This window comes from Streptomyces sp. NPDC046308, assembly GCF_055588065.1.
In genome coordinates this window covers 270,601-290,339 of sequence record NZ_JBVJFB010000006.1, presented here as the reverse complement: position 1 = coordinate 290,339, position 19,739 = coordinate 270,601, and the positions used below count along the sequence as shown (strand labels likewise).

General features: G+C 72.4%; 19 protein-coding genes. 9 read left to right on the top strand and 10 right to left on the bottom strand.

What is annotated here, in order from left to right; all coding sequences use genetic code 11:
• The first annotated feature begins 21 nt into the window (after positions 1–21).
• The 5 genes from ACZ6JT_RS24775 (at position 22) to ACZ6JT_RS24755 (ending at position 4,352) form a co-directional block, all read left to right on the top strand.
• Positions 22–519, top strand: a complete 498-nt coding sequence (locus ACZ6JT_RS24775; protein ID WP_469212934.1) for a peptidylprolyl isomerase — start codon at positions 22–24, stop codon at positions 517–519.
• 170 nt (positions 520–689) lie between these two features.
• Positions 690–1,133 (top strand): hypothetical protein, encoded by a 444-nt coding sequence (locus ACZ6JT_RS24770; RefSeq protein WP_030706793.1) that lies wholly within the window; start codon positions 690–692, stop codon positions 1,131–1,133.
• 8 nt (positions 1,134–1,141) lie between these two features.
• A complete protein-coding gene (locus ACZ6JT_RS24765; protein ID WP_469212932.1) occupies positions 1,142–2,995 on the top strand; it encodes an alpha/beta hydrolase in 1,854 nt (617 codons plus the stop codon).
• A 115-nt stretch (positions 2,996–3,110) separates the two neighbouring features.
• Entirely contained in the window at positions 3,111–3,566 is a 456-nt protein-coding gene (locus tag ACZ6JT_RS24760; RefSeq protein ID WP_158754271.1) for a hypothetical protein, read from the top strand.
• 291 nt (positions 3,567–3,857) lie between these two features.
• A complete protein-coding gene (locus tag ACZ6JT_RS24755) occupies positions 3,858–4,352 on the top strand; it encodes a hypothetical protein (RefSeq protein ID WP_469212930.1) in 495 nt (164 codons plus the stop codon).
• Positions 4,353–4,360: 8 nt separating this feature from the next.
• Here ACZ6JT_RS24755 and ACZ6JT_RS24750 read toward each other — a convergent pair whose 3' ends face one another.
• From ACZ6JT_RS24750 to ACZ6JT_RS24740, 3 genes are read right to left on the bottom strand one after another with little or no spacing between them, the layout of a single operon-like run.
• On the bottom strand, positions 4,361–5,137 hold the full coding sequence (locus ACZ6JT_RS24750; protein WP_469212929.1) for an enoyl-CoA hydratase/isomerase family protein: 777 nt from the start codon (positions 5,135–5,137) through the stop codon (positions 4,361–4,363).
• Positions 5,134–5,601, bottom strand: coding sequence for a Zn-ribbon domain-containing OB-fold protein (locus tag ACZ6JT_RS24745; RefSeq protein ID WP_469212928.1), 468 nt, complete (start codon positions 5,599–5,601; stop codon positions 5,134–5,136). The genes ACZ6JT_RS24750 and ACZ6JT_RS24745 overlap by 4 nt, the downstream gene beginning before the upstream one ends.
• Before the next feature lie 7 nt (positions 5,602–5,608).
• Positions 5,609–6,760: a lipid-transfer protein gene (locus tag ACZ6JT_RS24740; RefSeq protein WP_469212926.1), complete on the bottom strand. Its 1,152-nt coding sequence runs from the start codon at positions 6,758–6,760 to the stop codon at positions 5,609–5,611.
• A gap of 94 nt (positions 6,761–6,854) precedes the next feature.
• Here ACZ6JT_RS24740 and ACZ6JT_RS24735 point away from each other — a divergent pair, with 94 nt between their 5' ends.
• Positions 6,855–8,465 (top strand): FadD3 family acyl-CoA ligase, encoded by a 1,611-nt coding sequence (locus tag ACZ6JT_RS24735; RefSeq protein ID WP_469212924.1) that lies wholly within the window; start codon positions 6,855–6,857, stop codon positions 8,463–8,465.
• Between the two features lie 45 nt (positions 8,466–8,510).
• On the opposite strand, the gene ACZ6JT_RS24730 is transcribed toward ACZ6JT_RS24735, so the two are convergent.
• The 4 genes from ACZ6JT_RS24730 to afsR form a co-directional block, all read right to left on the bottom strand.
• Positions 8,511–9,344: an LppU/SCO3897 family protein gene (locus ACZ6JT_RS24730; protein ID WP_469212923.1), complete on the bottom strand. Its 834-nt coding sequence runs from the start codon at positions 9,342–9,344 to the stop codon at positions 8,511–8,513.
• A gap of 96 nt (positions 9,345–9,440) precedes the next feature.
• Positions 9,441–10,169, bottom strand: a complete 729-nt coding sequence (locus tag ACZ6JT_RS24725; RefSeq protein WP_469212922.1) for a class I SAM-dependent methyltransferase — start codon at positions 10,167–10,169, stop codon at positions 9,441–9,443.
• Positions 10,170–10,363: 194 nt separating this feature from the next.
• The gene (locus ACZ6JT_RS24720; protein WP_469212921.1) at positions 10,364–10,576 is read right to left on the bottom strand and encodes a hypothetical protein; all 213 of its coding nucleotides are present in this window, start codon (positions 10,574–10,576) and stop codon (positions 10,364–10,366) included.
• Positions 10,577–10,748: 172 nt separating this feature from the next.
• The gene (afsR, locus tag ACZ6JT_RS24715; RefSeq protein WP_469212919.1) at positions 10,749–13,853 is read right to left on the bottom strand and encodes an SARP-family global regulator AfsR; all 3,105 of its coding nucleotides are present in this window, start codon (positions 13,851–13,853) and stop codon (positions 10,749–10,751) included.
• A gap of 132 nt (positions 13,854–13,985) precedes the next feature.
• Here afsR and ACZ6JT_RS24710 point away from each other — a divergent pair, with 132 nt between their 5' ends.
• Entirely contained in the window at positions 13,986–15,215 is a 1,230-nt protein-coding gene (locus ACZ6JT_RS24710; protein WP_469212917.1) for an amidohydrolase family protein, read from the top strand.
• A gap of 31 nt (positions 15,216–15,246) precedes the next feature.
• Here ACZ6JT_RS24710 and ACZ6JT_RS24705 read toward each other — a convergent pair whose 3' ends face one another.
• Together ACZ6JT_RS24705 and ACZ6JT_RS24700 are read right to left on the bottom strand one after the other, a co-directional pair.
• Positions 15,247–16,485 carry an MFS transporter gene (locus ACZ6JT_RS24705; RefSeq protein WP_469212915.1) on the bottom strand — a complete coding sequence of 413 codons (1,239 nt, stop codon included), beginning with the start codon at positions 16,483–16,485 and terminating at the stop codon, positions 15,247–15,249.
• Between the two features lie 103 nt (positions 16,486–16,588).
• Complete coding sequence (locus ACZ6JT_RS24700; protein WP_469212914.1) at positions 16,589–17,515, bottom strand: RICIN domain-containing protein; 927 nt, start codon at positions 17,513–17,515, stop codon at positions 16,589–16,591.
• 110 nt (positions 17,516–17,625) lie between these two features.
• On the opposite strand from ACZ6JT_RS24700, the gene ACZ6JT_RS24695 reads away from it, so the two are divergent.
• Both ACZ6JT_RS24695 and ACZ6JT_RS24690 read left to right on the top strand, forming a co-directional pair.
• On the top strand, positions 17,626–18,117 hold the full coding sequence (locus tag ACZ6JT_RS24695; RefSeq protein WP_469212912.1) for a GNAT family N-acetyltransferase: 492 nt from the start codon (positions 17,626–17,628) through the stop codon (positions 18,115–18,117).
• A gap of 69 nt (positions 18,118–18,186) precedes the next feature.
• A complete protein-coding gene (locus ACZ6JT_RS24690; RefSeq protein ID WP_469212910.1) occupies positions 18,187–19,044 on the top strand; it encodes a trypsin-like serine peptidase in 858 nt (285 codons plus the stop codon).
• Positions 19,045–19,095: 51 nt separating this feature from the next.
• Here the strand turns inward: ACZ6JT_RS24690 and ACZ6JT_RS24685 are convergent, their stop codons facing one another.
• Positions 19,096–19,539 carry an NUDIX hydrolase gene (locus ACZ6JT_RS24685; RefSeq protein WP_469212909.1) on the bottom strand — a complete coding sequence of 148 codons (444 nt, stop codon included), beginning with the start codon at positions 19,537–19,539 and terminating at the stop codon, positions 19,096–19,098.
• Positions 19,540–19,739 lie beyond the last annotated feature (200 nt).

The window sequence follows — 19,739 nt, the reverse complement described above, 5'->3', positions numbered from 1 at the left end:
GGGAGTGACAGGATGGACCCCATGAGCAACGTTTACTTCGACATCAACATCAACGGCGCCCCCGCCGGCCGCATCGTCTTCAACCTCTTCGACGAGGTCGTCCCGAAGACGGCGCGCAACTTCCGTGAGCTGGCCACCGGCCAGAACGGCTACGGCTACGCGGGCTCCGGCTTCCACCGCGTCATCCCCCAGTTCATGCTGCAGGGCGGTGACTTCACCAACCACAACGGCACCGGCGGCAAGTCCATCTACGGCGAGAAGTTCGAGGACGAGAACTTCCAGCTGAAGCACGACCGCCCGTACCTGCTGTCGATGGCGAACGCGGGCAAGAACACCAACGGCTCGCAGTTCTTCATCACCACGGTCGTCACCTCGTGGCTCGACGGCAAGCACGTCGTCTTCGGCGAGGTCGTCGAGGGCAAGGAGCTCGTCGACCAGATCGAGGCCCTGGGCACCCAGTCCGGCACCCCCAAGGGCAAGGTCGAGATCGCGTCCTCGGGCGTCGTCGAGGCCGTCTGATCGCACTCCGCCAGTACGGCCGGTCGGCCCCGCCCCCTCCCGGGGGCCGGGGCCGCCGCCGTGTCCGGGACATCACAGCGGCATCGGCACCGCTGCCCGGACCCCCCTTGGCAAGTGTTCGTAGGATGACCCCTTGATCAGAGCAATCGCGATTACGGGGGCGATTCGGCATGACGACCTTCGACACGGAGTGGGCCGGGCTCAAACAACAGGCGGCGGCCGGCGTGGACATGCGCCTCGCGAGCGCCGCGGCGGCACCTGACGGAGGCGGCAGCGGCGATCTGACGTCCGACCGGGCCGTCTGGAACCGGGCGAGCCAGGACCTCGGCGGCCTGTCGACGAGCATCAAGGGCGCCTTGGGCGCATTGGAGACGGGTCAGAAGGGCGCCGCGGTCGAAGGCGTCCAGAGCGCCACCGCGCACCAGGAGCTGTACCAGTCCTGGAAGACGTACCTGGAGAGCCTGTCCGGCAAGTGCACCTCCCTCCAGGGGCCGCTGGAGAAGGCCGGCAAGGGCCAGTACGACAACGACGAGGCCATCAAGGGCGGCTTCGCGCAGATCAACGGGCAGTACAAGGACACACCCGCCACCGGCGGCAGCGGCGGGGGACGGTGAGCTCGACCATGGACTACGCAGCACTCGTGGCCCTGAAACCGTCCGAGTTCACCGAGGCGGCCGACGGCTTCAAGGCCGTCAGCGACATGGCGGACCAGGCGTACGGTGACACCGAGGGCCAGATATCGGCGCGACTGCGGGACGGTCTCGACGGCGTCGCCCTGGAGGCGGCCCTGGGATCGCTCCGGGAACTGGCGAAGAACTTCCACTACACGCAGGTCGAATGCGGCCTGGCGGCGACCTCGCTGAAGGCGTTCGCGGCCGCGATGACCGAGGCGAAGAAGAAGCTCGCGGACGCCGTCGAGGACGCGGAGCACCAGAAGTTCAGGGTGGGGGCCGACGGCTCGGTGACCTACCCGCCCGGCGGTACGGAGAAGGACGGGAAGCTGCCCGAGGGCGGCACCGTCACCGGCAGCGCCAAGGGCAAGCCCTCGGGGAACGTCATCGACCCCACGAAGGACGCCAACGACCTGTCGGCCGCCCTGGAGCGGCAGGCGGCGAACATCCACCCCAATCCGAACTTCGGCAAGGCGGTGGAGATCGCCAACCGCATCGCGCAGGCCGTCGCCGAGGCGACCGAGGCCGACGCCCTGTGGGCACCCAAACTGCGCAAGCTCAAGGCGGACGACGACCTGGTCGTCTCCGACAAGGACTGGGCGGACGTGGAGAGCGACACGTCCGAGGTCCGCAGCGGCGCGAAGGACTACCTGGACCACATCAAGCCCCCGCCCAAGGACGGTGACCCGAAGGCGAACGCCGACTGGTGGAAGGGCCTGAGCGCGGACGAGCAGTCCGCGTACCTGTCCCTGAACGGGGCGCAGGTGGGCGCGATGGACGGGCTGCCCTCGGTGGTCCGCGACGAGGCCAACCGCACCGTACTGGCGGAGACCAAGGCCCAGTTCCAGATCAGGCTGGACGGGATCCCCCCGCAGCCGCAGAAGTACGTGCCCTCGGGCAGGGACTACCCCGCGGTCGTACTCAACCCCGCCTGGTCGCAGTGGGACGAGAAGTACGCCGACGACAAGGCCTTCCTGGACAAGAACCTCAAGGGCATGAACGCCATCCAGGCCCGGTTCGACGCCACGGGCACGGACGGCCTGCCCGAGGCGTACCTGCTGGGCTTCGACACCAAGGGCGGCGGCCGGGCCATCGTCGCCAACGGCAACCCGGACACGGCGGCCCACACCGCGGTGTTCGTCCCCGGTACGTACACCGACATCACGAAGTCCGAGACGTACATCGGCCACATGTCCAAGCTGTGGAAGGAGACCCACGCCCAGCTCCCCGGTGAGAACGTGTCCACCATCACCTGGATCGGCTACGACGCCCCGCAGAGCATCGTCCCCGAGGCCATGAAGGAGAAGTACGCCCACACGGCGGCGCCCGACCTGAACCACTTCATGGCCGGTCTGGAGCAGGTCCAGGGCGGCGACGAGAAGAGCCACACCACACTCATCGGCCACAGCTACGGCAGCACGGTCGTGGGTGCGTCATCGAACGCCGGTGACCTGCGCACCGACGACATCATCGCCGTGGGCAGCCCCGGCATGCTGGTCGGCCACGCCAAGGACCTGGACGTCGGCGCGGACCACGTGTGGTCGGAGGCGGCCGGCTTCACCAAGGACCAGGTGCCGGCCGGCGGCAAGGCGGCCGGGCTCGGCGGCGGTGCCCACTGGTACGAGGAGCTCCTGCCCTTCGGTTACGCGTGGGGGTCGAACGTGCCGTCCGACGAGGATTTCGGGGCCCATATCATGGAAAACGACGCCAATGATCACGGGGATTACTGGAGGAAGGACTCGAAGAGTCTTGAGAATCAGGCGAATGTCGTCGCCGGTCATTACGACAGGGTCACCCGTGGCTGACACGAGGACCCGGGACCGGGTCGCCGGCCGCCGGGTTTCCGGATCTCTGCGGATCAAGGCTCTCGCTGTCGTCCTTGCCGGATCGCTTTCCATGCTGTCTATGGGGTGTTCGAACGTGAAAGAACTGAATTACGAGCCCGTCAGGATGGATCCCGGTCCGGCGCGCACGAAGACGAAGCAGGTCTCCAGCCGCCTGCTGGAGATGACCGGCGTCAAGGGCAAGGTGACCGAGCCCGGCCCGAGTGTGTCGCGCTGCAGCGAGTACGGGGACGACCTGTTCGCCACGGAGCACCCCTGGTCGGTGTACGAGATCTCCGACGCGCAGGTCGAGGAGGGCATGCAGAACCTGCGCAAGGCCCTCGGCGAGAACGGTTGGAAGATCACCAAGGACGGCAAGGCCAACAGCCAGGCCCAGGACCCGGAGATCTACGCCGAGAACAAGGCCGAGCAGTTCGACGTGCACGTGACGGGCCGCAGGAAGACGGAGACCGGGCAGTCGATGCTCCTGTTCAAGGTCGTCTCCGCCTGCTTCCGCGCGGCCTCGGCCTCCGACCTCGACGGCCAGTACTGACCCTGACCCGGCGGCGGTGAACAGCTCCCGGACGCGGTGGTCGCGTCCGGGACGGCCGTCGTACCAGGCACGGAAGGGGCTCCGGACGGCGGCCGCCGCTCCGATCGGACCCATCAGCGGGCCGGGTACGTCGCGGATCATGCCCGGCACCTTCGCACTGGGGGTCCTGCTGCCGACGCTACGCCCGGCGCCCTCGCCGCGCACGCGGAATCGATCTGGTCCTGGTCGCTTACCTGCGTGGCGGGGCACTGATAGCGTGGCCCGCCGTTGTCCAGGGGAGGGGTTCGGGCCATGGTGGCTGGGCGTCGCATCAGGTTCACCGCGGTGCTGGTGGCCGTCGTGTTCGCGCTGACCGGGTTCTCGTCGCACGGCGGAAGCAGCAGCAGCGGGAGCAGCGGGAGCAGCGGCAAGAGCAAGAGCAAGAGCAGCAGCGGGGGCGGCTGCTCCAGCTCCAAGAGCAAGAAGAAGAGCCACGGCAACGGGAGCAGCAGCAGCCCGACGCCCTCCGCGAGCGCGACGTCGGCGCCCGTGCGGGCCGTACTCGTCAGTTGTGTCGGCGCGGACGCCAAGGGGGCCACCGTCCAGGTCACCTCCACCGACTCCGCCGAGCGCACGGTGCGGGTGCCGGTGACCTTCAGCGGTGCGAACGGCGCGACCCTCGACGCCGGCTCCGTGAAAGTCACGCTCAAGGCGCGCGAGAGCCGGAACGTCGTGGTCCCCATGACGACCCCGGGCAAGGCCGCCGACGTGAAGAACTGTCTGGTCGGGACGGTGGAGCGGGCGTAGGTCCGGCCTCACCGCACCCGCGGCTCCGGCCCGCCGCGCCGCCCGGCGAACAGCTCCGCCTGCCGCTCCGGTGCCAGGTTCCCCAGCGCGATCAGCGCCGGGGCCTGGGCCAGGGCCTGCTGGAGCGCGGCCTGCTTCGCCGACCACAGGGCCCGTACGGTGCCCTGCACGGCCTCGGTCGGGAAGCCGGCCAGGGTCTCCGCCGTCCGCAGGGCCGCCGGGAGCAGCGCGTCCGGGGCGGTCAGCTCCGAGACGAGCCCGATCTCGTGGGCCCGGCGGGCGGAGAGCCGTTCGGCCGTGCCCATGAGGGACATCCGGGCGGCCTCGCCGAAGGGCATGCGCTGCGCCATGTAGACGGCCTCGTAGGCGCTGACCATCCCGTACGTCGTGTGCGGGTCGAAGAAGGTCGCCGTGTCGGAGGCGATCAGGAACTCCGCCTCGCCCAGCAGGTAGAACGCCCCGCCGCAGGCCATGCCGTTGACGGCGGCGACGACCGGTTTCCACAGGTCGCCCGCCTTGGGCCCGATCGCGATCAGCGGATCGTCGGCCGAGTACGGGGACCCCGGCTGCGGCACCTCCACGCCGCGGTCGATGCCGGTGCAGAAGGCGGCCGTCCCGGCGCCCGTGAGCACCACCGCCCGCACCTCCTCGGCGAAGCGGAACTCCCGCCACACCGCGCTCAGTTCGCTCGCCGTCTCCAGGTCGATCGCATTGTGCCGGCGCTCCCGGTCCAGGGTGACGACCGCGACCCCGGTCGCCTTGTCCCGCTCCACCCGTACGGTCACGACTTCTCCAGCAGCCAGCGTGGCACGGCCATCCCGCCGATCTCGGTGAAGGCCACCTGGACGCGTGCGCCGATGCGCAGCCGGGCCGGGTCCATCGAGTCCAGCGGGGCGTCGGCCGAGGTCACCAGGTTCCCGGCGAGCCGGATGTGCGGGGCGTCGGCGAGTTCCACGAGGACCACGTTGTACGGGGCCTGCGCGGCGTAGGCGGGCAGCAGCGGCGGATGCGGCCGGACGTACGACCAGATCCGGCCGCGGCCGCTCATCCGGCGCCACTCGCTCTCGAAGGACCGGCAGTGCGGGCAGCAGGGGCGGGGCGGGAAGCGCAGCCGGCCGCAGGCGGCGCAGGCCTGGACGCGGAGCTCGCCCCGGGCGGCGTACTCCCAGAAGGGGGCGCCGTCCTCGTCGGGGACGGGCAGGAGCAGCTCGGCCGCGGCCTCGGCGGCGGCTTCGGATGCGGTGGTCATCGGGCGGTCAGCTCCTCAGCAGGATCGCGGACGTTGGGACACCCTCGCCCGCCGTCACCAGGCAGGTGGAGGCGTCCGGCACCTGGGCGGTGGAGATGCCGCGCAGCTGCTTGACGCCCTCGTTGATCAGGTTGAAGCCGTGCACGTACGCCTCGGACAGGCCGCCGCCCCCGGTGTTGATGGGGAGCCGGCCGCCCGTCTCCAGGGCCCCGCCCTCGGTGAAGGCGGCGCCCTCACCGCGCCCGCAGAAGCCGTAGCCCTCCAGCGAGAGCGGGATCAGCGGGGTGAAGGCGTCGTAGATCTGGGCGACGTCGACGTCCTGCGGCCCGAAGTCGGCCTGCTTCCACAGGTGGCGGGCGGCGGTCCAGGCGGGCCCGGAGAGCGGGTCGTCGTTCCAGTAATTGACCATGCCGTGGTGCTGGGAGGGCAGGCCCTGGGCGACGGAGTGGACGTAGACCGGCTTCTGGCGGCAGTCCCGGGCGCGCTCGGCGGAGACGATCACGCAGGCCAGCGCCCCGTCGGTCTCCAGGCAGTTGTCGAAGAGGCAGAGCGGGTCGCTGATCATGCGGGAGGTCATGTACATCTCGCGGGTCAGCGGACGTTCGTACATCATCGCGGCCGGGTTGGCGTTGGCCCGGTTGCGGCAGGCCATGGCCACGTTGAAGAGGTGGTCGCGGGTGGCGCCGTACTCGTGCATGTAGCGGCGGGCCAGCATGCCGATCTCGTCGGCGGGGCGCAGCAGCCCGAAGGGGCGGGTCCACTGGCCGGGGGTGGGCAGCTGGACGGCGGTGTTCTTCCAGGGGCGCGGACCGGAGCCGCGTTTGCGGGAGCGCCAGGCGACGCCGACGGTGGCCTGGCCGGTGGCGACGGCGGAGGCGAGGTGGCCGACGGTGGCGCAGGAACCGCCGCCGCCATAGCCGATCTTGGAGAAGAAGGTGACGTCGCCGGCGCCGATGGCCTTGGCGACCTCGACCTCGTCGGTCTCCTCCATCGTGTAGGAGGAGAAGGCGTCGACCTCGGAGGGCTCGATGCCGGCGTCGTCGAGAGCGGCCAGGATCGCCCGGCAGGCCAGTTCCTTCTCGGACTGCGGCAGTCGTTTGGCAAAGGCGGTCTGCCCGATGCCCACTATCGCCGTAGCGTCCTTGAGCGTTGCCGCCATCGCCACCTCCGGGGTGCGCCAGTACTGACAGCCGCGAAGGCTACAGCTAATCTGACGGATAGTCAGCTACTGGGTTCGCGGGAGGATGGCACGCATGGGCGACGACGCACGCGCAGACCTGCGCTGGGGCAGCATCGCGGGGCTCGTCCGGGCGGCAGCGGTACGGTACGCCGACCAGGAGGCCGTCGTCGACGGCCGCGTCCGCATCAGTTACGCGCAGCTCGGCGAGCGCGTCGAGCGCGCCGCGGCCGCCTGCATGGCCGCCGGGGTCGAGCCCGGTGACCGGGTCGCCGTCTGGGCTCCCAACACCCTGGAGTGGATCGTCTCCGCGCTCGGGGCCGTCTCGGCGGGCGCGGTGCTCGTCCCCCTCAACACCCGTTTCAAGGGCGCGGAAGCGGCGTACGTCCTCCAGCGCAGCCGGGCCCGGCTGCTCTTCGTCACCGGCACCTTCCTCGGCACCTCCTACGTCGCCTCCCTGCGCCGGGCCGCGGGCGAGGGCCCCGGCTCCGGGCCGCTGCGCGGACTGCCGCACCTGGAACAGGTCGTCGTCCTCGCCGAGGACGCCCCCGAGTCCTTCCGCACCTGGAAGGACTTCCTCGCGGGCGGGGACCGCGTACCGGCCGGAGCCGTCCGCGAACGCGCCGCGTCGATCCCCTCCGACGCCCCCTCCGACATCATCTTCACCTCCGGTACCACCGGCAGCCCCAAGGGCGCCGTCATCACCCACGCCCAGTCCCTGCGCTGCTACGACGTCTGGTGCGAGCTCGCCGGACTGCGTGAGGGCGACCGCTACCTGATCGTGAACCCCTTCTTCCACACCTTCGGCTACAAGGCCGGGATCATCGCCTGCCTGATGCGCGGGGCCACGATGGTCCCGCAGCCCGTGTTCAACGTGGACACCGTCCTCGCCAACGTCGCCGCCGAGCGGATCTCCGTTCTCCCCGGGCCGCCCACCCTCCACCAGTCCCTCCTCGACCACCCGCAGCGCGACCACCACGACCTCTCCGCCCTGCGCCTGGTCGTCACCGGCGCCGCCGTGGTCCCGCTGCGGCTCGTCGAGCGGCTGCGCGGCGAGCTGCGCATCGCCACCGTCCTCACCGCGTACGGGCTCTCCGAGGCCAGCGGCATCGTCACCATGTGCCGGCGGGGCGACCCCGCGGAGATCGTCTCCGAGACCTCCGGGCGGCCCATCCCGGACACCGAGGTGATGATCGTCGCCGCGGACGGGACGCCGCGGCCGGCCGGCGAGGCCGGCGAGATCGTGGTCCGCGGCTACCACGTCATGCAGGGCTACTTCGAGGACCCCGACGAGACCGCCAGGGCGATCACCCCGGACGGCTGGCTGCACACCGGCGACGTCGGGTTCAAGGACGCGCACGGCAACCTGCGCATCACCGACCGGATCAAGGACATGTTCATCGTGGGCGGCTTCAACGCCTACCCCGCCGAGATCGAGCAACTCCTCGGCCTGCACCCGGACATCGCCGACATCGCGGTCGTCGGGATCCCCGATCCGCGGCTGGGCGAGGTCGGCAAGGCGTACGCCGTCCGCCGCCCCGGCTCCACGCTCACCGCCGACGACCTGATCGCCTGGTCCCGGCGGGAGATGGCCAACTACAAGGTGCCGCGCGCGGTGGAGTTCGTCTCCGAGCTGCCGCGCAACGCGAGCGGCAAGGTGCTCAAGCGCGAGCTGCGGGCCCGCTAGCGCGTCCCGGCCGGTACTCGGCGGGCGGTGCTCGGCGGGCGACGCTCAGCGGGCGTACGAGCCGAGGCCGATCAGGCAGTACACGTACTGGTTGAGGACGGTGGCGCCCCGCGTGTAGCGGTAGGAGAACGCGTACTGCGTCTTGGGGTTGGAGTTGCAGCGGTCCATGTCCGAGGTGCCGGGGATGCTCTCGATCACCTTGTAGTGCGCGTCGGACGCCGAGCAGGAGACCTCCTCCACGCCGGTGACGGTCGTCGGCGTCGTCGAGTCCGGCAACTGTCCGTTGAGGCAGGTGCCCCGGTCGAACGGGCTCGGCTCCTCCGGGGTGGGTACCGGAGCGGGCGCCGCGCTGTACGGGGTGGGCACGGCGTTCGGGGCGACGGTGGGTTCCGCGGACCACGGAGCGGCGGAGGAAGGGGACAGCGCGCCGGAGGAATAGGTCGGGGTGGGGGAGGCGGAGTTCCTGCCGTCGCCGTCGTCCCCGCTGTTCACCGCGATGACGACGACGGCGATCACGGCGGCGACCAGGAGCGCCGCGAGGCACCCGCGGCCGTTCGCCATGGCGGAGGACGGGGCGGGCTGCGGCGTGCCGCCCGCAGGGCCGCCCGCGGTCGCGCCCAGCCTGCCGGTCGCGAACGCCGCCCCGATCCCCGCCCCGGCGCCGGCTCCGCCCCCGGCTCCCGCTGCCGCCCCGCCGCCACCGGACACGCGGATGCGCAGCAGTAATTCCTGCTCCCCGACCCGGGCGCGGACGAGGTCGCCGTTCCGGCAGGCCGGGATGCGCAGCCGGGCCGGCCCGTTCGCCAGCTGAACGGGGAGGATGACCCCGTGGGCGGCCTGCTGCGGGGTGATCGTTATGGGCATTTCCTGCGACGACACCGGCTGCTCCAAGGGGTGAGGGTGGTGCGGTGGCACCCTGCCTGACGAACCCTCGTCGATTGTGTCCCGTGCGCGGGCGGTGACGCAGCGATTCCGCTAGGTAGGACGCCGGGCCAGCACGAGCCGCCAGCGCGGAGCGCCTCCGCTCTGCCGCCCGAAGTGCTCCAGCGGCACCGTCTCGACGGTGAAGCCGGCGGCCTCCAGGTCCCGGCGGACCCCGCTGAGCGGGAAGGTCCGGTAGTACATGACGAAGGACGGCCGCCACACCGCGTTGCGCACCCGCATCGCCGCGTCGAAGCCCGCCGCCACCCACCACACCGGGGAGCTCGCCGGGATCGGGGCGCCGATGGGGAAGGCGAAGACCCCGCCGGGGCGCAGGGAGCGGTGCACGCCGGAGAACAGGGCGGGCCGCTCCGATGGCAGGAAGTGGCCGAAGGCACCGAAGCTGACCGCCAGGTCGTACGCGTCCCCGAGCGCGGGCGGCAGGGCCCGCGCGTCGGCCCGTACGAAGTCCACGCGCTGGTCCGGGTGGGCGCGCTCGGCCTCGGCCAGCATGCCGGCGCTGAGGTCCACCCCGGTCACGCGGTCCCGGCACAGCCTGCGCAGCATGCCGATCGCGGCGCCGGTGCCGCAGCACACGTCGAGCCCGGCGCCGAAGGACCCCTCCCGCTGGGCGAGGACCTCCTCCACGGCGTCGAGCATCCGGTCGGGGGTGCGGAAGGGCGTGTGGTCGAACTTCGGTGCCAGCAGGTCGTAGCCGCGCTCGATCGAGGAGAGGCCCTGCACGGCGAGTTCGCGGACGCTCGGTCCGTGGGAGGAGAACACACCCCCAGCGTATGCCCGTGCCCCGGGCGGACCGGAGGCGGACGCACGCGTGCGGCGGTCGCGATGGCTCCCCCTCCGGGCCACCGCGACCGCCGTTCCCCCGTTGAATCCCCCGTACGTCGTGCGTTCTTGCGGTCCTGCGTCTTGCGGTCCTGCGTGGTGCGTCCTGCGTCCCCCGTCGTGCCGGGTGCCTGCTACGGACGCGGACCGGACGCGTGGTTGTCCAGCGTCTGGATCTCCTCGGCCGGCGTCGGCGGAGCGGGAACCGGAGCGGGCGTCGGTTCGAGCGGCTTGATCTCGATACCCGAAGCGTGGTTGTCCAGGGTCTCGACGTCGACGCCCGGGGCGTGGTTGTCGAGCGACTTGCCGTCGCCGTCGGTCGGCAGGATGTTCTCGTTCGTCGTCATCGGTTCTCCTGGTGGATGGGTGGGGCCCGCTCGGCGATTCCCCCGATGACCGCCGAGCGGGTAGTCCTCCAACCGACCCGGTTGCCCCCCGACGCGCCGGGTCGATGCACCTATCGTGCCGACCGGCGATAAACGAACGATGAACGCCTCGTTCAACCGGCGTCACCGCAGGTCAGGCCGCGATCTCCGAGGCTAGCAGGGCCTGCACCTCGGCCAGTTCCGTGGACCCCAGCTGCCGGAAGACGGCCTCCGCGTCCCGCCAGCACGCCCGCGCCCGGTCCGTCTGGCCCAGCCGCCGCAGCGCCTTGCCCAGCACGGTCAGCACGGTGGCCCGGCGCCACTCCCCGCCGATGCCGCGCAGGGCGATGGCCTGCTCGGCGTGCGAGGCGGCCAGGGTGGGCCGGCGCGCCGCCAGGTGGGCCTCCGCGAGCCGGAAGTGGGTCACGCCCTCCCACAGCGGCTGCCGGTTCTCGTGGAAGAGGGACAGCGCCTCGGTGAGCTGGGCCAGGGCCTCGCCGAGCCGGCCGGCCTGGGTGAGGGCGATGCCGAGCGCGTAGCGGCCGTTGGCCAGGCGCAGGGTCAGGCCCATCCGGTCGTAGATGGCGATGCCCTGCTGGGCGAGGTCTATGGCGCTGGAGAGGCGGCCCAGTTCCACGTGGATGCGGGAGAGGTTGCACAGGGCGCTGGCCTCGCCGACGTTGTTGGCGTCGGCGCGGAAGCCGTCGATGGCCTCCAGCAGATAGCGTTCCCCGTCCGCGTGCCGGCCCTGGTAGAGGGCGATGATCCCGCGGTCGTTGGGAGCCCAGCAGCTGGGCAGCGGGTCGCCGGCCTCGCGGGCGAGCACGGTGGCCTGGCGGGCCTCGTCGTCGGCCTCGGCGAAGCGGCCCGCGACCAGGTGGACGTTGGTGAGCGTGGTGCGTGCGCGGCCCTCGGCGTACGGGTCCTTGGCGGCCTGGGCGGCGTCGCGCAGGGCGACGGCGGCCGATTCGTACTGCTTGGAGTTGGCCCCGGACTCGGCCAGGTCCTTCGCCGCCCACAGCAGGTCCACGGCCCGCCGCAGCACCGGCGTCTCGCCGCCCCGTACGGAGGCCTGCCGTACGCACGCCAGCAGCGGGTCGGCCTCGGCGTACAGCCAGTCCAGGGCGGTCCGCGACTCGGCGAAGACCAGCCCGGGGTAGTGGGTGTCGCAGAGGTGGGCGGGGAGCCGGTCACCGGGGCGTTCCAGGGCGTACACCCCGGAGGCGGTGGCCAGGTAGAAGTCCAGCAGCCGGTCCAGGGCCGCCTCGCGGCCGCTCGGGGGCTGCTCGTCGCGTTCGGCACAGGCACGCGCGTAGAGGCGTACGAGGTCGTGGAAGCGGTAGCGGCCGGGGGCGGCGGATTCGAGCAGGGAGCAGTCGACTAAAGCCTCCAGCAGGTCCTCGGTGTCGTGCTCGGGCAGGTCGAGTACGGCGGCTGCGGCCGAGAGGGAGATGTCGGGGCCGTCGGCGAGGCCGAGGAGGCGGAACGCGCGCTGCTGGGCGGGCTCCAGCTGGCCGTAGCCGAGCTCGAAGGTGGCCTTGACGGCGAGGTCGCCGGCCTGGAGCTCGTCGAGGCGGCGGCGCTCGTCGCCCAGCTTGGCGGCGAGGACGGAGACGGTCCAGGTGCGGCGGGCGGCGAGCCGGGAGGCGGCGATGCGGATGGCGAGCGGCAGGAAGCCGCAGGCGCCGACGACGTCGAGGGCGGCCTGGCGCTCGGCGCGCACGCGCTCCTCGCCGACGATCCGGGTGAAGAGCTGGAGGGCCTCCTCGGGGCTCATCACGTCGAGGTCGACGAGATGGGCTCCGGCGAGGCCCGCCATGCGGACCCGGCTGGTGACGAGGGCGGCGCAGCCGGCGGTGCCGGGCAGCAGCGGGCGGACCTGCGCGGCGTCGCGGGCGTTGTCGAGGAGGACCAGGACGCGGCGGCCGTCGAGGGTGGAGCGGTAGAGCGCGGCCCGCTCGGCGGGGGAGTCGGGGATGGCCGTGTCGGGGGTGCCGAGGGCGCGCAGGAAGGAGCCGAGGACGGCCTCCGGTTCCGCGGGGCGGGCCTCGGTGCCCTGGAGGTCGACGTAGAGCTGGCCGTCGGGGAAGTGCGGGCGGGCGGCGTGGGCGACGTGCACGGCGAGGGTGGTCTTGCCGACGCCGCCGATGCCGGCGAGCGCGGAGACGGCCATGACCTGGTCCTGGGCGCCGCCGGACAGGATGGCGCCGAGCTCGTCGACGAAGCTGGAGCGGCCGGTGAAGTCGGGCACGGTCGCGGGCAATTGGGCGGGCCTCACGTGGACGGTCGCGGCGGCCGGGGCCGGGTCCTCCGCGCGGGCGAGATCGGCGTCGGCGTTCAGGATGCGCTGCTGGAGCGCGGCCAGTTCGGGGCGCGGGTCGACGCCGAGTTCGTCGGCGAGCAGGCGCCGGGTGTCGGCGTAGACGGCGAGGGCCTCGGCCTGCCGGCCGCTGCGGTACAGGGCGAGCATGAGCAGCTCGCGCAGGCGCTCCCGGAGCGGGTGGGCGGCGGTGAGGGCGGTGAGCTCGGAGACGGCCTCGGCGTGGTGGCCGACCTCCAGGTCGAGGTCGAGGCGGGTCTCCAGCAGCTGGAGGCGCCATTCGGCGAGCCGGGTCCGCTCGGTCTCGGCGTGCGGGCCGGGGACCCCGGCCAGGGGCTCGCCCTCCCAGAGGTCGAGGGCGCGGGCGAGGAGCGTACGGGCGAGGGCGCGGTCGCCAGCGGCGCGGGCGGCGTCGGCGTCGGCGGCGAGGCTGCGGGCGACGCCGAGGTCGAGGGTGGCGGCGGAGCGCAGCCGGATGGCGTAGCCGCCGGACTCGGTGACGAGCAGCCCGGGGGCGACGACCTTGCGCAGACGGGAGGCGTAGGTGCGGATGGTGGCGAGGGCCTGCTGTGGGGGGTCATCGCCCCAGATGGCGTCGATGAGCTCGGGTGCGGTGGCGGTGCGGCCGTCGCGCAGCAGGAGGAGGGCGAGCAGGGCGCGCTGCTGGGGGGTGCCGGAGGGCAGCGGCTCGGCGCCGCGCCAGGCGCGGACGGGGCCGAGGACGGCGAAGCGGGACTCGACGGGGGAGACGGGGGAGACGTGGGCGTCCGCGGTGGCAGGGGTGGCGGGCGTGGCCGCCGTGGCCGCCGTGGCGGCGTCCGGGGTCGGGCGCGGTCGCGGTGCCGGGGTCGGGGTCGGGGCCGGGCGTTTGGACGTGGTGGTGGGCCGGGCTCCCTCGGGGTGCTTCCGCGGGTGCGGGATGGCCGGTACGCCGTCCATCTGTCCTCCCCCTGCCTTCCGTTCGGTGTAAGGGTCAGTCTGCCCTGTCTTGCGCGTACACGTCAGCCCGTCCATGGCCGATCACGGACCAACTAGCTGACGGTTCGTCAGATCGGCGCTACCGTATGAGCCATGGAGACCTTCCCGAAGATCATCTCGGTGGACGACCACACGGTTGAGCCCCCCCACGTCTGGCGGGACCGGCTCCCGTCCAAGTACCAGGACACCGGCCCCCGCGTCGTGCGCGCCCCCTTGAAGGAAATGACCTTCCTCGGCGGCAAGTTCGCACCCGTCATGGGGGCCAAGGGCGACGACGGCCCGATCGGCGACTGGTGGGTGTACGAGGACCTGCACCGCCCGCTCACCCGCCTCGACACGGCCGTCGGGTACGACCGCGACGAGATCAAACTGGAAGTCATCACCTACGAGCAGATGCGCCCGGGGTCCTTCTCGGTTCCCGACCGCCTCGCCGACATGGACGTCAACCACGTCCAGTCCGCCCTCTGCTTCCCCACCTTCCCCCGCTTCTGCGGCCAGACGTTCACCGAGGCCAAGGACCGTGAGCTGGGGCTGCTCGGCGTACGGGCCTACAACGACTGGATGGTCGAGGAGTGGTGCGGCCCCGACGCCCGCGGCCGCCTCATCCCCCTCACCCTGATCCCGCTCTGGGACGCCCGCCTGGCCGCCGCGGAGGTCCGCCGCAACGCGGCCCGCGGCGTGCGCGCCGTCGCCTTCTCGGAGATACCCCCGCACCTGGGCCTCCCGTCCATCCACACCGACGAGTGGGACCCCTTCCTGGAGGCGTGCAACGAGACCGGCACGGTCATCGCCATGCACATCGGCTCCTCCTCCCGCATGCCGTCCACGTCCGCGGACGCCCCACCGGCGGTCGGCTCCACCATCACCTTCGCCAACTGCTGCTTCTCGATGGTCGACTGGCTTATGAGCGGCAAGTTCGAGCGCTTCCCCCACCTTAAGATCATGTACGCGGAGGGCCAGATCGGCTGGATCCCGTACATCCTCGAGCGGGCGGACGTGGTCTGGGAGGAGAACCGGGGCTGGGGCGGAGTCGCGGACAAGGTGCTGCGCCCACCGTCGGAGCTCTTCGCCGAGCACGTCTTCGGCTGCTTCTTCGACGACGCCTTCGGCCTGAAGAACCTCGACTCGATCGGTGTCGGCAACGTCCTCTACGAGACGGACTACCCGCACTCCGACTCGACCTGGCCGAAGTCCCGCGAGGTCGGCGAGGCCCAGATGGGCCACCTGGCACCGGACGTGGTGGACCGCATCGTCCGCGGCAACGCGATCGACCTGCTGGGCCTCACGGCCGAGGGACTGTGGCCGGGCCCGGGGGGCCGGTAGGCCGGGGCGCACAGGGCGCCCTCCCACCGCTCTACCGTTCCACCGCGCGGTGCGCCCCGGCGCCGCGCGGCTCCGCCGCCGCGCCCCGCGAGGAGGCCGCGAGCAGCAGCGCCACGGCCAGGCCCGCCACCGTGAGAACCGGCAGCAGCACCCGCACGTCCACGAAGCCCACCAGTGCGGCCCCCAGCGCCAGGGCCAGCGCGTTCGGTACGAAGATCAGCGTGTGGGCGGTGGCGGCCGCCCGGCCGAGGACGGCGACCGGGACCTCGCGCTGCACCGCGGTCAGCGCGGCGATCAGCACGCACGGCAGCCCCGCCCCGATCGCCACGCTGCCGGCCAGCGCCACCGCGTCGTAGGGCAGCGCCCTCGCCCCGACGCCCAGCGCGAACAGGGCCACGCCCCCGGCCGTGAACACCCGCTCCGGCAGCCGCCGCAGGAGCGGGCCCGCCGCGAGCCCGCTCAGTACGGAACCCGCGCCCTGCGCCGCGTACAGCACGCCCACGTAGGTGGGCGCGTGCCCCAGCACGCCATCGGCGACCGCGTAGACCACCGCGCCGTTCAGACCGGCCAGGAACATCACCGCGGCCCCGCTCAGCACCAGCGGCCGCAGCGCGGGCGAGCCCCACAGCTGCCGCCCGCCCTCGCGCACCCGCGCGAGGCCGTGCGCCGACGCGATCCGGTCCGGCGGCTCCTCGCGGACCCGCAGCAGGGCGAAGATCCCCGCCGCCAGTGCGAAGGTCAGCGCGTCGAGCAGGGCCACGGACGCCCCGCCGTACCGGACGAACAGCCCGGCGCCCACCAGCGGAGCGATCAGCTTCGCGCCCTCGTTGGCCGCCAGCCGCAGCCCGCCCACGTCCCCGAGCAGCCGGCCGTCGACGGCCTGCGGCACCAGGGCCGCCTCCGCCGCCTCGTGGACGGTGCCGCACACCCCGTAGACCAGCAGGACGGCGAACAGCAGCCACACCCGGCCCGCCGAGTCGAGCAGGAGCAGTACGGGCAGCAGCGCGGCCATCAGGAGGCCGACGCCGACCAGCACCGGCCGCCGCGGCAGCCGGTCGGCGAGCGTCCCCAGCGCCGGCCCGGCCAGCACGGGCGCCCACAGGGCGAACACCGTGAGCGCCGCGAGGGAATCCGACCCGGTCAGCGACTTCACCCAGATCCCGGCCACCAGCCACATCGCGGTCGTGCCGAACCCCGACACGACCACCCCGGCGAGGTACAACCCCGCATTGCGGTCCCGCAGAACCCGCCCCGCTCCCCAACCGTCCATCGCACCAGCGTGCGCCTGAGGACGGCCTCCCGGCATCGGGCAACCGCCCTATCCGCATACCCGGTTCAAGGGAAGACCCCCCTGGTGGGCGGGTACGGGCGGGCTACTTCGGGGTGGCCCAGACCTGCCGCTTGTTCGTGTTCGCCGTGTGGAGCTGGACCACGGTGCCGTTGGCGGTCGCGCCGCCCGTCACGTCGAGGACCTTGCCGGAGGCCACGTTGACGGCCTTGCCGCCCTTGACGTCCAGGCACTTGGCGCCGATTCCGGTCACCCGCCCCTGCGGGGACAGCGCGGCGCCGCCGCCGGCGGCGAGGAGGCGCAGGCCCTGGACGTCGAACTGCTGGACGTAGGTGCCCGCCCGCTTGTCCTGGTAGGCGTACGCGGGCGAGCACATGACGGGGAACTGGCCCGAGTCGGTGCCCTTCACACAGTCGCCCTTGTTCAGGCTGCGGTTGGCGTGCGTCAGGCCCAGCATGTGCCCGAGCTCGTGACTGACGTGGTTGCGCATGTACGTCTCGCCCATGGCGGCGGTCGGCTTGCCGGCCGGGGTGAAGAACGAGTCGTCGATGTAGGCGTGCCCGCTGGTGACGGTCTCGGCCACGGAGGAGCTGGTGAAGCCGCAGCTGAGGTTGGCGGTGCCGGAGCCGTCGCGGACGACCTTCCAGCCCGTGCTTCCCATGCTGCCCTCGCCGGCCGGCGGGACGCACGGGCGGTGCAGCACGCCCACGACGACCTCGCCCTGCGGCGGTGTGGCGGTGGCCGCGGCTGCCGCCGCCGACCGCGTGCCGGCCTTCGGCGGCTCCGCGCCGAGCGACATCACGCCGCCCTTGAAGACGGTGCCGTCGGACCCGTGGACGGCGGAGTCCTCGCCGTGGGAGTCGGGCGACTCCGTTGCCCCGGCCGCGGGTGGTGCGCTCTCGACGGTGTCCTCGGTGCCGAACGCGGTGGGGGAGAGCTGCAGACTGCCCACGATGGCGACCGCGGCCGCCGCGGCGACCACGGATATCCGGTACTTGCCTGTCAGTCGCACGTATGCGTCGCCCTCTCTGAAGGCTCTCGGTGAAGCGGAGGGACGATGAGACCAACAGGCCGAACGGACCTGCCAAATCGCACAGTTGATGGTCGGGATAGCATCGGGGCATGCCTCGGCTCGAACTCCTGCGCTTCGACCACGCCCCGGCCGTGCTCGACTTCGAGCGGGAGAACCGGGCCTACTTCGCCGCGTCCGTCCCCGACCGCGGCGATGACTACTTCGTCCGCTTCGACGAACGGCACCACGCGCTGATGGCCGAGCAGGACGCCGGACTGTGCCGGTTCCACGTCCTCGTGGACGACAGTGGCGCGGTCGTGGGCCGGGTCAACCTCGTCGACCTGGCGGAGGGGTCGGCCGAGCTGGGATACCGGATCGCCGAGAAGGCCGCCGGGCGGGGCGTGGCCACGGCTGCCGTGCGCGAGGCCTGCGACCTCGCGGCCGGCGCGTACGGCCTGACCACGCTGCGGACGGTCACGACGCTCGACAACCCCGGTTCCCGGGCCGTACTGGCCCGCACGGGCTTCGCGCCCACCGGCGAGATCCGGCTCGACGGCCGCCCTGGCCTGCGTTTTCTGCGCGACCTGCGCACACCCGCCTGACCGGCCCGCCCCTTGCACCGGGCCCCGCCCCCGAGGCATGCTTCGCCAGGGCAAATCGGAAGGATCATCATGCCGGTGGACAAGCGGACCGTCGTGACGGCGGTGCTGTGTGCGGTGGCGGCTCTGGGGGCTTCCGCCGCGGTGGCCGAGCTGGTGCCGCCGCCCGAGGGGGCCGCGCCCGTACGGGCGAAGACCGGCCCGACGGCATCGTCGACGCCCACATCGCGATCGCAAGCATCGAAGCCTCAGCTCTCGACGCCGCCCGGAGCCACCCTCCCGCCCGCCGTCACGCCCCCGCCCGGTGGTCCCGCGGCCTTCACCGGAGCCCTGTTCACGAACGGGCTGGACAGTGACCACTTCTGTACGGCCACCGTGGTGCACAGTCCCGGCCGGAACATGATCATCACGGCCGGGCACTGTCTGATGGAGGGCGACCAGAGCGACGGAACCGCCGTCTTCGCACCTGCGTACGCGAACGGCGTGGCGCCGTACGGCACCTGGAAGATCGAGGAGGTCTTCGAGGACGACCGCTGGGCCGAGGGCACGGACGACGACTACGACCTCGCCTTCGCCCGCCTCGCCCCCGACGCCAAGGGCCGCACCATCGAGGACGTGACCGGCGCGGCCGTGCTCGACACCAGCGGGCGCGCGGGCGAGGAGGTCACCGTCACCGGTTACCCCGCCGACCGCAAGATCCCCCGCACCTGTACGGCGGTCGGCGTCCGTGAGAGCGCCACCCAACAGCGCTTCGACTGCTCCGACTTCCCCGGCGGCACGAGCGGCAGTGCGTGGATCGCCCGCGACGGGAGGATCATCGGCATCCTCACGGGCGGCGACACCGACGACGTGTCGACCAGCACGATCCTCGGCGAGTACGCCGCCTCGCTGTACGCCAGGGCCACCGCGAAGGCCCCCGGCGCCCGTTAGCCGGTCCGGCCGTTTCGTCTTCGCTGCCCCCGCCGGTCGGCCGCCGGTCGGTCAGGCCAACAGGCCCAGGTGGACCGGTTCCGCCGGGGCGTTCGCCAGGAGGTCCGGGAGGCGCGGGGGCCACAGGGGTTCGCCGAGGGTGGCCAGGCGGTCCGCGGGGAGCCACTGCCAGTGGATGCCGGGGGACTCCAGGACCGGTTCGCGGTGGGGGCCGCGGGCGAGGTAGACGTGCTCGTGCTGGCGCACCGGGACGCCCTGGTAGGTGAAGTCGTGCTCCCAGGTGCACAGCAGCCGTTCCGGCTCCAGGTCGGTCCACCCGGTCTCCTCGCGCAGCTCGCGCCGCACGCAGTCCTCGGGGCTCTCACCGGGATCGATGCCGCCGCCGGGCGGCAGCCAGTGGATGCCGACCTCCACGTTGTCCTCGCGGAAGAGGAACACGGACCCGGCCGGGGACAGGATGACAACGCGCGCCGCATGACGGGGAGTTCGCCTCATCACCTCAGCGTACGTCGGTGATCGCACCCGGGGCACGGCCACGACATCACCGATCCCCCGCCCGGCCCCCCCGCCCGTAGCTCGTGCCCGGCCGTGGGCTGCGCCCGGCCCATGGCCTCTGCCCGGTCTGTGGGGTCTGCCCGGCCTGCGGCCTCTGCCCGGCCCGTGGCCTTCACCCGGCCTGTGGCCTCGTGCCCGGC